A 13,925-nucleotide genomic window follows, 5' to 3' on the forward strand; every position below is an offset into this window, starting at 1 on the left:
TGAGTTCTGTGACCCAAGCGGCGGCGGGCGACCAGCTCGCCGCCGCGGCGCGCAACATCACCAAGCGCTACGGCAGGACGGTGGCGCTCAACGAGGTGGGCATCGAGATCCGTGATGGCGAGTCGCATGCCCTCGTCGGCCGCAACGGCGCCGGTAAGTCCACTTTGGTCTCGGTGCTGACCGGGCTCCAGGCGGCCGACAGTGGCGAGGTCACGTTCTACGGCAAGCCTTCGCCGGCGTTGAGCGACCGCGAAGGGTGGCGGCGCAACGTGGCCTGCGTGTACCAGAGGTCCACGATCATGCCCGCGTTGTCGGTTGCCGAGAACCTCTTCATCAATCGACAGGGCAAGACGCTGATCAGCTGGTCGAAGCTGCGCAAGCAGTCAGCCGAGCTGCTGGAACCGTTCGGTGTGGACGTGGACGTCACGAAGCCCGCGGCGGAGCTCACGGTCGAGCAACGCCAGCTCGTCGAGATCGCGCGCGCGCTGTCGGTCGGCGCGAAGTTCATCATCCTGGATGAGCCGACCGCGCAGCTGGACGGCCCGGCGATCGAGCGATTGTTCGAGCGGATGCGGGCGTTGCAGGACAGCGGGATCACGTTCATGTTCATCTCGCACCACCTGGAAGAGATCTACGAGGTGTGCCAGACCGTCACGGTTTTCCGCGACGCCAAGCACATCCTCACCGCGCCGGTGGCCGATCTCGGCCGCACCGAACTGGTCGACGCGATGACCGGTGAGCCCGGCGGGTTGTCCGTACCCGGCGCCGCGGACCGTCCGTCCATCGGCGACAAGTCGACGGTCGCACTGAACCTGCGCGACCTGTCCGGTGACTCGTTCGACAGCATCAACATCGAAGTGCGCAAGGGCGAGGTGATCGGGCTGGCGGGCAGCGCGTCCAGCGGCAAGCACCAGCTCGCCGAAACGGTGTACGGCCTGCGCAAGGCGTCGTCCGGTGTGATCGAAGTGGACGGCCGGAAGCTCAAGCCGGGTTCGGTGCTGGACGCGCTGAAGAACGGAATCGGTTGCGTACCACGCGACCGGCACCACCAAGGGCTGGTGCTGGGGTTGAGCATCGCGGAGAACGCCGCGATGACCGTGATGGACAAGCTTGGGCCCGCCGGCACCGTTCCGCCGAAGCAGCTGGCTCAGGTGGGCAGCAAGGCCATCGAGTCCTACGACATCGTCACGTCGGGTCCTGACCAGCCGGTCTCGGACCTTTCTGGTGGAAACCAGCAGAAAGTCGTGATGGCACGGGCATTGGCCAGCGATCCCAAGGTGCTGGTGCTGATCAACCCGACCGCGGGCGTGGACGTGAAGTCCAAGGAGTCCCTGCTCGGTGTGGTCGACCGGGTGGCAAGGACGGGCGCCGCGGTGATCGTGGTGTCCGATGAGCCGGATGACATGCGGGTGTGTGACCGGGTACTGGTGATGTTCCACGGCGAGGTGGCACACGAGTTCGGGCGGGACTGGACCGAGCAGGACCTGGTCGCGGCCATTGAAGGAGTGACCGAGAAATGACCAAGACAGCGTCGACGGAACCGCTGTCCCCGCAGACCGACGTGGCGACGGCCCCCGCCTCCGGCCGCCGTCCGCTGATCCGGTTCGCGCGGTTGCGGGATCTGGCACTTGTCCCGGCGATCATCGTACTGATGATCATCGGCGCGATCATCAGCCCGACGTTCCTGACGCTCGGCAACCTCGCCGACGTGCTGCAGCAGCAGACCGCGCTCGCGCTGCTGGTGCTGGCCGAGGCGATGATCCTGATCACGGGCAAGTTCGACCTGTCGCTGGAGTCGACGATGGGGTTCGCCCCCGTCCTGGCGATCGTGCTGGTCGTGCCCACGTCGGCGCACGGGCTGGGCACCGAGTGGCCCCAGTGGATGGCGGTGCCACTGTGCCTGGTGATCGGTGGTCTGATCGGCGCCTTCAACGGACTGCTCATCCTGAAGTTCCAGCTGTCCGCGTTCATCGTGACGCTCGGTATGTTGATCACCGTGCGTGGTCTGCACATCGGCTTCTCCGGCGGCAGCAGCCTGTTCGAACTGCCGCAGTCGTTCATGTACCTCGGCTTCGAGAAGTGGTTCGGGCTGGCCGCCTCGGTGTGGATCGCGCTGATCGCGTTCGTGATCGGCATCATCGCGCTGTCGTACTTCCGGCAGGGCCGGTCGCTGTACGCGATCGGTGGCAACGTGGACGCCGCCAAGGCCGCAGGTATCCGGACGAACGCCGTGACCTGGACCGTGCTGATCATCGGCGGCGTGCTCGCCGCGCTCGCGGGCACGCTGGAGACTGGCCGCCTCGGCGCGATCGGTGCCAATATGGGCGAGCAGCTGATCTTCATGGTGTTCGCGGCCGCGGTGATCGGCGGGATCAGCCTCAACGGCGGCAAGGGCACGTTGTTCGGCGCGCTGTGTGGTGTGCTGATGCTTGGCCTGATCCAGAACCTGCTGACTCTGATGAGCGTCAGCGGGCACTGGTTCAAAGCGATCTACGGTGCCATCATCCTCATCGCGCTTGTGCTGTCCCGACTGACGACCGGCAAGGCTCAGGAGTAAAGGCTCTATGGAGACGGTTGCGTTACACACCCGGCTCAAGCCGGGCAGGGAAGCCGACTACGACCGTGAGCACGCGGTCATCCCGCAGGAGCTGGACGAGGCCCTGCGGGAGGCGGGCGTGCACACGTGGCGGATCTGGCGCAGTGGCCGGGATCTGTTCCACGTCGTCGAAGTCGACGACTACGCCCGGATGCGTGAGCGGCTGCGGGATCATCCGGCGAACATCCCGTGGCAGGCTCGGATGGCCGAGTTGCTGGAGGTCGAGGACGACTACTCCGGCGCGCAGCCGGACGTCAAGAAGGTCTGGGAGCTGCCGTCATGAAGGTTGATGTCACGAAGTTCGGCTTCGGCGCGGCCGGAATCGGCAACCTGTACACCGAAGTGTCCGACGCCGACGCCGAAGCAGCACTGCAGGCCGCGTGGGACGCGGGCGTTCGGTACTTCGACACCGCACCTCACTATGGGCTTGGCCTGTCGGAGCGTCGCCTCGGCAAGTTCCTTGCCGGGTTGCCGAGGGACGAGTACGTGGTGTCCACAAAGGTCGGCCGGATCCTCAAGCCCTGCGACGGCACCGGATTGGACCTGGACAACGGGTTCGCGGTGCCGCGGAAGTACCGGCGCGTGTGGGACTTCAGCGCGGACGGGATCCGCCGGTCGGTCGAGTCCTCCTTGGAGCGTCTCGGCCTTGACCGGGTCGACATCCTGCTGCTGCACGACCCGGACGAGCACTGGGAACAGGCCTCGCAAGAAGGTTTCCCTGCGCTGGACGAGCTGCGCGCGCAAGGCGCGGTCGGCGCGATCGGTGTCGGGATGAACCAGTGGGAGATGCCCGCCCGGTTCGTCCGGGAGACCTCGATCGACGTGGTGATGCTCGCCGGCCGCTACACCCTGCTTGAGCAGACCGCCGCCGAGCAGTTCCTGCCGCTGTGCCAGGAGCGCGGGGTTTCCGTTCTCGCGGCGGGTGTTTTCAACTCAGGCATGCTCGCTCGTACGACAGTTCCCGACGACGCGAAGTACAACTACTCGCAGGCACCACGTGAGCTAGTCGTTCGTGCGCAGCGGATCGCGGCGGTCTGCGAACGGCATGGTGCGACCTTGCCGCAGGCGGCCGTACAGTTCGTGCTGCGTCACCCGAGTGTGGCTTCCGTTGTGCTCGGCGTGAAGTCGGCTGAGCAGGCCGCCCGCAACGCGGACCTGTTCGACAAGCCGGTGCCGGACGAGCTCTGGGACGACCTGCGTGCGGAAGGCTTGCTTGGATGAGGGTTGACGCGCACCACCACCTCTGGGACCTGTCGGTTCGCGACCAGGACTGGATCGACCCCGTGACGATGGCGGTGATCCGCCGTGACTTCGACGTGTCGGATCTGGCCGCGGCGGTTGCCGGGTTCGACCGGACAGTGCTCGTCCAGACGGTCACCGTGGCCGAGGAGACACCGGAATTCCTGGCGGTCGCCGCTTCGTCGGACTTGATCGGCGCGGTGGTCGGCTGGGTTGATCTGACGTCGCCGTCGGTCGCGGACGACTTGGCCGCGCTGCGTGCTGGCGCGGGCGGGGAGTGGTTGCGCGGCATCCGGCACCAGGTCCAGGGCGAGGCCGATCCCCGGTGGCTGTGCCGTGACGACGTTCAGCGCGGGCTGCAGGCGGTGTTCGACGCGGGCCTGTTGTACGAGCTTTTGGTGCTGCCGCACCAGCTTGAGGCGTCGATCGAGACCGTTGCGGCGTTCCAGGACCACCCGTTCGTTCTGGATCACTGCGCCAAACCGCCGATCGCGGGAGGTGCCCTGGAGCCTTGGGCCTCGTTGATCGGTGAACTCGCCGGCTTCGACAACGTGACGTGCAAGCTGTCCGGGCTGGTCACCGAAGCGGACTGGGCTAAGTGGACGGTCGATGACCTGCGGCCGTATGCCGAGGTTGTGCTCGAAGCGTTCGGGCCGTCGCGGGTGATGTTCGGCTCGGACTGGCCGGTGTGCCTGCTCGCGGGTTCGTACGCGGATGTTGTCGAAGCCGCGGAAGACCTGACCTCGGGCCTCTCGCAGGCGGACCGGGATCAGGTCTTCGGGGGTACGGCGGCTCGGGTTTACCGGCTCTGAAGGACCTTCTTGCGGTCGAGCAGGCCCGAGTACAGCGCCACGCCGAGACCGGCGATCGCCAGCAACGCGCCGATCCAGTTCGGGGCGGTGTAGCCGAGGCCCTTGTCGATCGCGAGGCCGCCGAGCCACGCGCCACCCGCGTTGCCGAGGTTGAACGCGGCGATGTTGGCGGCTGACGCCAGTGCTGGCGCCCCTTCGGCTTTGTCCATCACGCGGGCTTGAAGTGGTGCCACGGTCGCGAAGCCCGCCGCACCGAACAACAGGATCGTGATGGCTGCGGGGATCTGGGCGTGCGCGGTGAACGTGAAGACCGCCAGGACAACGGCCAGCGCTGCCAGGATTCCGTACAGGCTCGGCATGAGTGCCTTGTCCGCGGCCTTGCCGCCGAACAGGTTGCCTGCGACCAGGCCGACGCCGAACAGCACGAGCAGCCACGTCACCATGCCGGACGAGAACCCGGCGACCTCGGTCATCATCGGCGCGATGTAGGTGAAGGACGCGAACACACCGGCGAACCCGAGCGCGGTCATGGCCAGCGCAAGCCACACCTGCGGACGTTTGAACACGGCCAGTTCGTGACGCAGGTTGGTCGTGGTGTCCTTGGGCAGGTCAGGGACCAACGCGATGATCCCGACCAGGCCGATCACACCGAGGATGGCCACGGCCCAGAACGTCGACCGCCACCCAAGCGCTTGGCCAAGAGCGGTCCCCAGTGGCACGCCGAGCACGTTGGCCACCGTCAAGCCGGTGAACATCATCGCGATCGCGCTGGCTTGCTTGGCGGGCGCGACCAGGCTCGCGGCGACAACCGACCCGACGCCGAAAAAGGCACCGTGGGACAGCGCGGCCACGATGCGCCCGGTCATCAGCAGCCCGTATGTGGGGGCGATCGCGGCGAGGACGTTGCCTGCGATGAAGAGCGCCATCAGCCCGATGAGCAGGCGTTTACGCGACCAGCGGGACCCGACTGCGGTGAGAAGAGGCGCGCCGACGACGACGCCGAGCGCGTAACCGGAGATCAGCAGCCCGGCGGAGGGGATGCTGACGGAGTAGGTGGCGGCGACTTCGGGCAGCAGCCCCATGATGACGAACTCGGTCGTTCCGATCCCGAAAGCACCGATTGCCAGCGCCAGAAGCGCAGCGGGCATGACGTTCACTCCAGATAGTTGCACACGCGGGTATTTGCTCGTGCCTAATACTGCGGCGCGCATGAAGTCGATGCAAGTGATCAAGCGGTGAACCCGGTCACGCCACCGGCCCCTGTGCCGGTCGCTCCAGCGAAGGCCAGGGAAGGTTCCACACTCCAGTAGAGTTGCAATTACCGGCTTCCGAGAAAGTTGCAGGCGCCGTGTAGTGGAGGAGTGGTGCACCATGTCGCTGGACGACGACGCCGCTGAGGCGCGCGCACAGGGATGGCGGACGCTCGCGGCCCTGCACGCGTCTCTGGAAGACGCGCTCGAGCGCGCCTTGCAGCGTGAGCACGACTTGTCCGTGAGTGAATACAGCGTTCTCGACGTGCTGGCCCGTCAGGACGGCTGGCACATGAGGATGAACCAGCTTTCCCGCGCCGTGGTCCTCAGCCAGTCCGCCACGACCCGGTTGGTGACGCGCATGGAGAACCGCGGGTTCCTTCAGCGGTACCTGTGCCCGACCGACCGGCGCGGGATCTACACCGAGGTGACGCCGGCCGGGCAGGACCTCCTGTCGAAGGCCCGCCCGCTGCACGACGCCACGCTGGCCGAGGCATTGCGGGAAGCCCAGAAGCTGCCGGAGCTCGCGCCGTTGGTCGACGCGCTCGCGCGGCTGCCGGTCAGCCCTGCGAAGGCTTGAACCGGCCCCAGTGCCCGTGGTGGATGACCTCGTCGGTGCCACGCCGGCGCCTGGTCTTGGCTGAGCCTTCGACGGGCTGCTCTTCGGCGCGGTAGCCGATCAGGATCGCGCCAATCGGCGTGTACTCGTCCGGAACCCCGTATTCGGCGCGGAATTGCGCCATCTGTTCCGGCCGGATGCCGAAGAAGAACCCGCCAAGGCCTTCGTCGATCGCCGACAACAGCAACAGCAACGCGGCCATACCGGTGTCGATGTACCAGTACGGCACCGGCCACCGGGCTTCCGCCTTGTCCTGCCACCCCTTGTCCGGCTCGGCGTAACGGTCCAGATACGCCTGCTTGTGCGCCAACGGAACAACGATCAAGGGCGCGTCACGCGTGGTCGGCCAGGCTTCCACAACCCAAGGCGCGGCGACATCCCAGAACCGCGCGCGGTCTTCGGCGTACGTCAGCGAAAGAAACGCGTACCCCTGCGAGAAACCGGCCGAGGGCGCGCGCAGGGCGCTGGCCAGGATCCGGTCGACGACTTCGGGCGCCAGCGGCTGATCGGTGAAGTGCCTGACCATCCGGCGACGCCGGATCACCTCGGTGAATTCCACGCCGATGATCCTAAGTGGCTAACGGCGTATCAGTGGGTAGCCGAAGGTATGGACGTCCCACCCAAGCCGGCGTTGAGCGGACCACCAGGGCGGCACGAGCCTCCAGGTGTGCAATGCGGAATCGCCTGGGAGAGGAGAGAACAGTCATGCCCGACATTCCGACGCGCGAGGACGAACTGGCCGTTACACAGACCGAGGAGGTGCCGTCCCCGCGCGCGTCCGAGGACAGCGAATTCGAGTACGAGCCGACCATCATGCGCGGGCTTGAGTGACGACTTCGCTGTCCGTTAACGGAAAACGGGCACCCCTGGCCGCCTGGGGGTCGCGGTCCAGGGGTGCGGGTGGCCTCAGGGACAGCCACCATTCAATTGGCATTTCAGGGTTGCGGAGTTAGAGCGCCCCTGGCTCGCGGAGGGGGGATACGCGAGCCAGAGGCGCCAAGGGCGGCTCTAGGGGTGAACCACCCTTTTAGCGGCCCCTGGCCGGTGGAGGGGGGATACACAGGCCAGAGGCACTACGTGGGCGCCCTGGGGGTTGGCGCCCGCTCGGGGACAAAGTCTGGGCTGGTGCGGCGGTCGCCTCGCGGCGAGTGGCGCATGGGGGCTCCGGCTTTACCCGGTATTCCCCGATGGCTTTGGGTGAGGCCCGGGGACTCGTTCCGCACCAGTCACCTAGCTTAACTCGCTTCGCCGCTGTGGTGTTCCGGACGCGAGTGTGACGTGGCTCGCCACCGGGTAGCCCAGTGGTGGAAGGGAGAACAGCCATGTCTGCCCGTGTAATGATACGGCTACTCGTCGGCGTGATCGGCGTTTTCTACGTCGTGCTGGCGATTTCCGGATTCGCCGCGATCAGCGACGACACCAACGTCGGCGGCGGATTGCGTGGTGGCAACGACCCCGACCTGTTGTGGGGCCTGTTCGGCGTCAGCACCGTACTGAACTTCATCCATTTCCTGTTCGGCGCGCTGACCCTCATCGCGGCGTTCACCGCGGACCGGACGAAGCTGATCTCCGGGACCATGGCGGGCGCGTTCGTGGCGCTGTTGGCCTACGACATCATCATGATGCTCGTGCGGGAAGGCATGGACCCGTTGGCGATCAACACCGCTGACGCGTGGCTGCACGGCATCACGGCCGTCGCACTGATCATCGTGGTGTTCCTGCCGTTGCCAGCCCCCGCTGGCCGGCGCGAACGGGTCGCTCGGGATCGCCAGTCGGCTCCATCACCAGAATCGCGCCCTCGGTAGCAACCACGTCCTCCACAGTGGACTGGAGTTCTACCCGAGCCCCCGGGTTACTCGCCGAGCTGATAATCGGCGACCGCCGCCAGCGGTCCGGGCACCCGCAGAACCGCCCAGACCGTCTTGCCGCCGGTCATCGTCGGCACACAGCCCCATGCCTTGGCGATGGCCGAGACGAGCAGCAGACCGGAGGGAGGCACACCGCCTTCTCGTCGCTCACGCAGCATCGCGGGCCGCGGACTGTCATCCGAGACCGCGATGGTGAGCATCCCGCGACGCAGTTCCATCCGCACGAACGCGGCTGAGTCCGTATGCGCCAGGGTGTTTTCGACGAACGCCGTCACCACTGTCATCGCATCGGTGGCAAGGTTGCCCACATTCCACCGTTCACAATGCATCCGAACGAAGTACCGACCGCGACGGGTACTGATCGTCGACGGCGGCAATTCGATGGCCGCACGCCGCCGGGGCTGTGGTGCGCCCACGGCTGCGATCGCCTTCGCGACCGAGGCGTGCACCGGGACGAACCGCTTGATCGAACTTGCTTCGAGCATCAGCCGCTTCTGTTCGTCCTGTGCCGCCAGCACCAGTGGCACTCCTGGCCAGTCAGCGACCCGCATCGCCACCATGGAGAAGACTGTCAACGCGTGTACCGAGGGCATGGCGAGCTCATCCAGCTCGATCACGAGGCCTTCCGGTTGTTCGGCCCCATATTTGAGCAGGATGTCGCGCAACGTGGGGTACGTCGTGACGTCCAAGGTCCCTGCCGGGCGGGCGATCGTGATGCCAGTCATGTAGCGCACGTCCACGCGCAGGCCGTCAGTCTTCATCGCTCGTGTCCCGCCTCACTTGCAGGTGGGATCGTGGTCAGGCTACGCAGTGCCTCGACGCCGCCTGCCGATGCGCCGGTCACGATCAAGTCGTGGGGCTGCGGTGCCATGGTGACCACTTCCTCGGCTCGCGTGCACCCACGGCAGCCCTCTGCCGCCGCGAGGAGACGTCCTTCTCGACCGATTACCCGAGTCGGCGAAAAAAATTCTTCGCCGACCGATCCGGATCTTCGACGGCTCCGTATAAGAGGTGTCCGAGGGAGGACGAGGCGCATGACCGACCCTTAAGGATTGGTTATGCAACAACCCCATACCGTGCGTGTTCCACGCAAGGCACGTGCTACCGCGGCGCTGTTGGCGGTGGGCGCGGCGTTGGCCGGAGGGTTGGTCCCCGGTTCAGCCACCGCGTCCAGCCACCGTGAAGCGCCGCTGATAGCCGCCGACCCGACTGTGGACAACACGGATCTGTACGCGTTCGTCAGTCCGGACAAGCCGGACACCGTGACGATCGTGGCGAACTACTTCGGGTTCCAAGAGCCCGTCGGCGGCCCCAACTTCTACCCGTGGGCCGAGAACGCGCACTACGACATCAACATCGACAACGATGGTGATGCCAAGCCGGACCTGACCTACCGGTACACGTTCGCCACCGACGACCGGCGCAAGAACGCCACCTTCCTGTACAACAACGGCGAAGTCTCGTCGATCAACGACGAGAACCTGCTGTTCCGGCAGAACTACAAGCTCGAACTGATCGACCAGCGCGGCGGCAGCAAGGTGCTGATCAAGAGCGCCCGTTCGGCTCCGTCGAACACAGGTGCGGCGTCCATGCCGGACTTCCGGACCATCCGTGACCAGGCGATCGCCCAGATTCCCGGCGGTGGACTGAGCTACGCGGGCCCGGCCGAGGACTCGTTCTTCGCCGACCTGCGGGTGTTCGACCTGCTCTACGGGGGTGACCTGTCCAAGACCGGCCAGGACACGCTGCGCGGCTTCAACGTCAACACGATCGCGCTGCAGATCCCCACGCACATGTTGGCGCTCAAGGGCGACGCCAAGCGCAACCCGGTGATCGGCATCTGGGCGGACACCGAACGCCAGTCCCTCAAGCTCTCACCGGGCAAGGCCAAGGCCGAAGGTGACTTCGTGCAGGTGTCCCGGCTGGGCAACCCGCTGGTCAACGAAGTGGTCGCGCCCGCGGGCCTCAAGGACGCGTTCAACGGCCTCACCCCGGATCAGGACGGCAAGGTCAAGGCGCTGCTCGACCGGGTGACCGATCCAGAACTGCCCAAGCTGATCGAGCAGATCTACAAGATCCAGGCTCCGGCCGGACCGCGCGAGGACCTGGTGGAGATCTTCCTGACCGGTATCACCACCAAGGCGGGCGGGCCGATCAAGGCCGACCTGAACTCACAGCTGAACAACGCCGACGTGATGGCGCACATGTTCGTGCCCTCCGAAATGCTGCGGCTCAACATGGCCGTCGCACCGACCGATGAGCCCAACCGGCTCGGTGTGCTCGGCGGCGACAACCAGGGCTTCCCGAACGGCCGCAGGCTGACCGACGACGTCATCGACATCGCCATCCAGGCCATGGAAGGCGCGGCGCAGTCCGGCGTTCTCGTGCAGGCGCTGGCCGCGGGTGACAAGGTCGACGCCAACGACGTCGCGTTCGAGCAGCGGTTCCCGTACGTCGCGGTGCCCAGCAACGCCGCGGTGAACTCAGCGGTGCAGGCCCAGGTGGAGACCAAGTCGAGCATCCTGGACAACCTGCCGGCCGGTGCGCTGATCGGTGGCGCCCTCGGTGCGCTCGTGCTGCTCGGCGGCACGGTCTACCTCTGGCGCAAGCGCCCGACCAAGGCCCGTCACCGCAGTACTCGTCCCTGGTGAGTGTCCGCATAGACGCACGGAGGCGCGATCGCGATCGCGCCTCCGGCGATCCGGGAGGCATTGGCGTGCAGTCGTTTCTCGAACCGGAGCAGCCGACCATCCTGCGCTGGTGGCCGTTGGCGGCACTGGTAGTCGGGCTGGCCACGGTGTTGTCGGTGTTCACCGGCTACTCCGAACCGCAGACGGCGGTCGCGTCGCCGAACCCGACCCAGCAGAGCCGGATCCTGCAGTCGGTGACGCAGTTGCAGGGCAGGCTGCACCGGCTGCCTCAGGATTCGCTCGGCTGGGCGCAGCTCGGGTCGGCCTATGTGGAGCTGGCCCGGATCACCGCGGATCCGTCGTACTACACCAAAGCCCAAGGGGCATTGGACAAATCGCTGGCTTTGCGGCCTGCGGACAACGGGCCGGCCATGCTCGGCATGGGCGCACTGGCCAACGCGCGGCACGACTTCGGTGCCGCGAAGGACTGGGGGCTCAAGGCGTTGGCGGCACAACCGCGGTCCGCTGAGGTGTTCGGGGTGCTCGCGGACGCGTACACCCAGCTCGGCGACGAGGGCGGCGCCATGGAAGCCGTGCAGAACATGCTGGACGTGAAGCCGAACGTGGCTTCGTTCACGCGTGCCTCCTATTTCTTCGAGACACACGGGCGGGCCGATGACGCCCGGATGGCCCTGGACCGGGCCCTGGCCGCGGCCGGTGCGCCCGACGAGATCGCTTTCTGCCGGTACTACCTCGGCGAGCTGGCTTTCAACTCCGGCGACCTCGACGAGGCGGAACGGCAGTACACCGCGGGACTCCGGGTCGTACAGGACCAGACTTTGCTGCAGGGACAGGCCAAAGTGGCCGCGGCGCGTGGTGACTTCGACCGGGCGTTGAGCGCGTACAAGAACCTCGTGCTCAGGACTCCGTTGCCGCAGTACATCTTGGAATACGGCGAGCTGCTGGACGCCGCCGGCCGAGGAGACGAGGCCGCGGCACAGTTCGAAATCCTGGCACAGCAACAGAAGCTGATGCAGGCTCAGGGCGCGACCGACGACCTGGCGACCTCATTGGTGCTGGCCGATCACGGCGACAAGGCCGAGGCGCTGCGCCGCGCCGAGGCGGAGTGGGGCCGCAGGCAGAACGTGCTGGTCGCTGACGCGCTGGCTTGGGCGTTGCACGTCAACGGCCGGGACGCCGAAGCGTTGCCGTACATGGACAAGGCCATGGCGTTGGGGTGGAACAACGCATTGTTCGCCTACCACCGGGGGATGATCCACTTGGCGCTGGGCCAGCCGGCCGATGCGGAGAAGTACCTGGCCCAGGCGCTGGCGACGAACCCGCACTTCTCGATGCGGCACGCGCCGATCGCCCAGAAGCGCCTCGCTGAACTGCGGAGCGGCCGATGAGAACGCTGGCCAAGGCCGGCCTGGTCGCCGCGGTCGCGGCACCCGCGTTCCTGCTGGCTGCGGGACACGCGGACGCTCATCCGCTCGGCAACTTCAGCGTCAACCACTACAACGGCCTGCACCTGCATCCCGACCGGGTCGAGCTCAAGTCGGTCGTCGACTTGGCGGAAATCCCGACACTGCAGGAGAAATCCATGGACGCGGCGCGTGAGTGCGGTGCGCTCGCGTCGTCCGTCCGGTCCAGTGTGGACTCGCAGGTGCTGACGTGGTCGGTTCGCTCGTCCCATGTGGAGTATCCGAAGGGGCAGGCCGACCTGGCCACGACCAGGCTGACCTGCGAGCTCACCGCGCCGGTGGAGATCAGCGGCCCGGTCACGGTGTCGTTCAGCGACTCGTTCCGGCCGGACCGGGTCGGCTGGCGGGAGATCACGGCTGTGGGGTCCGGCGTCTCGTTGGACTCGCCGGTTCCCGCGCGGAGTGTCAGCAATGAGCTTCGGCAGTATCCCGAGGATTTGCTGGCCAGCCCGTTGGACGTGCGGACCGTGCAGCTCAAGGCGCAGCCGGGGGAGGGGACGTCGGTCACCGCCGTCGCTCCGACGGGCGGCGATGCCGGGATTCTCGATCGTGCTTCGCTCGCATTGGCGGACTTTGTCGGGCGGAATGAGCTGACACCGGCGATCGGGATGCTGGCGATTCTGCTGTCTCTGGTGCTCGGGGCCTCGCACGCGGCTTTGCCCGGGCATGGCAAGACAGTGATCGCTGCCTATCTCGTGGGGCGGCGTGGCACTCCTCGGGACGCTGTTGTCGTTGGTGCGACAGTGACTTTGACGCACACTGCCGGGGTTCTGGTGCTGGGGCTGCTGTTGAGCGTGTCCAGCGTGCTGGCGGGGGAGAGCGTGCTGCGATGGCTGGGGATCGCGAGCGGGCTGCTGATCGCCGGGATCGGCGTGATGTTGCTGCGCTCTGCCGCGCGTGACCGTGAACCCGCACTCGTCGGCCACGGGCATGGTCATGGGCACGGACATGGGCATGCCCGTGGGCACGGCCACGGACATGGGCACGGCCACGGGCACGGCCACGGGCACGGCCACGGGCACGGTCCGCGCTTCGGCAAAGGCAGCCTGATCGGCATGGGTGTGGCCGGTGGCCTGGTGCCCAGCCCGTCCGCGCTGGTGGTGCTGCTCGGCGCGGTCGCATTGGGACGCACGTGGTTCGGCGTCCTGCTGGTGCTCGCTTACGGGCTGGGGATGGCCGCGATGCTCACCGCGGCCGGACTGCTGCTGGTCAAGTTCTCCGACCGGCTCGAAGGCTGGTCCTCCCGGTTCAAAGCGCAGCGGTTGATCGCCGCCGCGCCCGCGATCACCGCCGGAATGGTACTGGTGGTGGGGATGGGCCTGACCGTCCGGGCCATCCTGGGTTAGCCCCCCGCGCGCCTTCCGAACTCGGCAACGAACACGGCGGTCGTCCGGTTCCAGCAGCGACGAATATTGCGGGCAACCAGA

Annotated in this window: 14 protein-coding genes; 11 read left to right on the forward strand and 3 right to left on the reverse strand. The window is 66.8% G+C overall.

The annotated features are described in order from the left end of the window. Positions 1 to 8 precede the first annotated feature (8 nt). From B9C43_RS02160 to B9C43_RS02180, 5 genes are read left to right on the forward strand one after another with little or no spacing between them, the layout of a single operon-like run. Positions 9 to 1,520, forward strand: coding sequence for a sugar ABC transporter ATP-binding protein (locus B9C43_RS02160; RefSeq protein WP_407657062.1), 1,512 nt, complete (start codon positions 9 to 11; stop codon positions 1,518 to 1,520). Continuing rightward, a complete protein-coding gene (locus B9C43_RS02165; RefSeq protein WP_084424346.1) occupies positions 1,517 to 2,557 on the forward strand; it encodes an ABC transporter permease in 1,041 nt (346 codons plus the stop codon). The genes B9C43_RS02160 and B9C43_RS02165 overlap by 4 nt, the downstream gene beginning before the upstream one ends. A gap of 7 nt (positions 2,558 to 2,564) precedes the next feature. Continuing rightward, entirely contained in the window at positions 2,565 to 2,879 is a 315-nt protein-coding gene (locus B9C43_RS02170; protein WP_033380946.1) for an L-rhamnose mutarotase, read from the forward strand. After that, positions 2,876 to 3,817 (forward strand): aldo/keto reductase, encoded by a 942-nt coding sequence (locus tag B9C43_RS02175; protein ID WP_084424347.1) that lies wholly within the window; start codon positions 2,876 to 2,878, stop codon positions 3,815 to 3,817. Before B9C43_RS02170 ends, B9C43_RS02175 begins: the two co-directional genes overlap by 4 nt. Then, positions 3,814 to 4,647: an amidohydrolase family protein gene (locus tag B9C43_RS02180; protein WP_084424348.1), complete on the forward strand. Its 834-nt coding sequence runs from the start codon at positions 3,814 to 3,816 to the stop codon at positions 4,645 to 4,647. Before B9C43_RS02175 ends, B9C43_RS02180 begins: the two co-directional genes overlap by 4 nt. Here the strand turns inward: B9C43_RS02180 and B9C43_RS02185 are convergent. After that, on the reverse strand, positions 4,635 to 5,795 hold the full coding sequence (locus B9C43_RS02185; RefSeq protein ID WP_084425538.1) for an MFS transporter: 1,161 nt from the start codon (positions 5,793 to 5,795) through the stop codon (positions 4,635 to 4,637). The genes B9C43_RS02180 and B9C43_RS02185 overlap by 13 nt on opposite strands. 223 nt (positions 5,796 to 6,018) lie before the next feature. Here B9C43_RS02185 and B9C43_RS02190 point away from each other — a divergent pair, with 223 nt between their 5' ends. Further along, entirely contained in the window at positions 6,019 to 6,477 is a 459-nt protein-coding gene (locus tag B9C43_RS02190) for a MarR family winged helix-turn-helix transcriptional regulator (RefSeq protein WP_033380942.1), read from the forward strand. Here the strand turns inward: B9C43_RS02190 and B9C43_RS02195 are convergent. Further along, entirely contained in the window at positions 6,458 to 7,075 is a 618-nt protein-coding gene (locus B9C43_RS02195) for a nitroreductase family protein (protein WP_084424349.1), read from the reverse strand. The two genes, B9C43_RS02190 and B9C43_RS02195, sit on opposite strands and share 20 nt — an antisense overlap. A 146-nt stretch (positions 7,076 to 7,221) precedes the next feature. Here B9C43_RS02195 and B9C43_RS59550 point away from each other — a divergent pair, with 146 nt between their 5' ends. Next, positions 7,222 to 7,347, forward strand: a complete 126-nt coding sequence (locus B9C43_RS59550) for a hypothetical protein (RefSeq protein WP_268811549.1) — start codon at positions 7,222 to 7,224, stop codon at positions 7,345 to 7,347. A 491-nt stretch (positions 7,348 to 7,838) separates the two neighbouring features. Then, positions 7,839 to 8,321, forward strand: coding sequence for a DUF4383 domain-containing protein (locus tag B9C43_RS02200; RefSeq protein ID WP_084424350.1), 483 nt, complete (start codon positions 7,839 to 7,841; stop codon positions 8,319 to 8,321). A gap of 47 nt (positions 8,322 to 8,368) precedes the next feature. Here B9C43_RS02200 and B9C43_RS02205 read toward each other — a convergent pair whose 3' ends face one another. After that, entirely contained in the window at positions 8,369 to 9,145 is a 777-nt protein-coding gene (locus B9C43_RS02205) for a hypothetical protein (protein WP_084424351.1), read from the reverse strand. Positions 9,146 to 9,442: 297 nt separating this feature from the next. Here B9C43_RS02205 and B9C43_RS02210 point away from each other — a divergent pair, with 297 nt between their 5' ends. From B9C43_RS02210 to B9C43_RS02220, 3 genes are all read left to right on the forward strand, one after another. After that, positions 9,443 to 11,035 carry a DUF4331 domain-containing protein gene (locus B9C43_RS02210; RefSeq protein ID WP_033380939.1) on the forward strand — a complete coding sequence of 531 codons (1,593 nt, stop codon included), beginning with the start codon at positions 9,443 to 9,445 and terminating at the stop codon, positions 11,033 to 11,035. 65 nt (positions 11,036 to 11,100) lie between these two features. Further along, positions 11,101 to 12,423, forward strand: a complete 1,323-nt coding sequence (locus tag B9C43_RS02215; RefSeq protein ID WP_084424352.1) for a tetratricopeptide repeat protein — start codon at positions 11,101 to 11,103, stop codon at positions 12,421 to 12,423. After that, positions 12,420 to 13,844, forward strand: a complete 1,425-nt coding sequence (locus B9C43_RS02220; protein WP_235038398.1) for a nickel/cobalt transporter — start codon at positions 12,420 to 12,422, stop codon at positions 13,842 to 13,844. Before B9C43_RS02215 ends, B9C43_RS02220 begins: the two co-directional genes overlap by 4 nt. Positions 13,845 to 13,925 lie beyond the last annotated feature (81 nt).

The organism is Kibdelosporangium aridum (assembly GCF_900176515.1).
GTDB classification, from domain to species: domain Bacteria; phylum Actinomycetota; class Actinomycetes; order Mycobacteriales; family Pseudonocardiaceae; genus Kibdelosporangium; species Kibdelosporangium aridum.

Excerpts from the sequence above, each read along its gene's own strand:
- B9C43_RS02200 (WP_084424350.1), top strand. The coding sequence starts at position 7,839 with ATGTCTGCCCGTGTAATGATACGGCTACTCGTCGGCGTGATCGGCGTT.
- B9C43_RS02165 (WP_084424346.1), top strand. The coding sequence starts at position 1,517 with ATGACCAAGACAGCGTCGACGGAACCGCTGTCCCCGCAGACCGACGTG.
- B9C43_RS02220 (WP_235038398.1), top strand. The coding sequence starts at position 12,420 with ATGAGAACGCTGGCCAAGGCCGGCCTGGTCGCCGCGGTCGCGGCACCC.
- B9C43_RS02185 (WP_084425538.1), bottom strand. The coding sequence starts at position 5,795 with ATGCCCGCTGCGCTTCTGGCGCTGGCAATCGGTGCTTTCGGGATCGGA.
- B9C43_RS02190 (WP_033380942.1), top strand. The coding sequence starts at position 6,019 with ATGTCGCTGGACGACGACGCCGCTGAGGCGCGCGCACAGGGATGGCGG.
- B9C43_RS02170 (WP_033380946.1), top strand. The coding sequence starts at position 2,565 with ATGGAGACGGTTGCGTTACACACCCGGCTCAAGCCGGGCAGGGAAGCC.
- B9C43_RS02205 (WP_084424351.1), bottom strand. The coding sequence starts at position 9,145 with ATGAAGACTGACGGCCTGCGCGTGGACGTGCGCTACATGACTGGCATC.
- B9C43_RS02175 (WP_084424347.1), top strand. The coding sequence starts at position 2,876 with ATGAAGGTTGATGTCACGAAGTTCGGCTTCGGCGCGGCCGGAATCGGC.
- B9C43_RS02210 (WP_033380939.1), top strand. The coding sequence starts at position 9,443 with ATGCAACAACCCCATACCGTGCGTGTTCCACGCAAGGCACGTGCTACC.
- B9C43_RS59550 (WP_268811549.1), top strand. The coding sequence starts at position 7,222 with ATGCCCGACATTCCGACGCGCGAGGACGAACTGGCCGTTACACAGACC.
- B9C43_RS02180 (WP_084424348.1), top strand. The coding sequence starts at position 3,814 with ATGAGGGTTGACGCGCACCACCACCTCTGGGACCTGTCGGTTCGCGAC.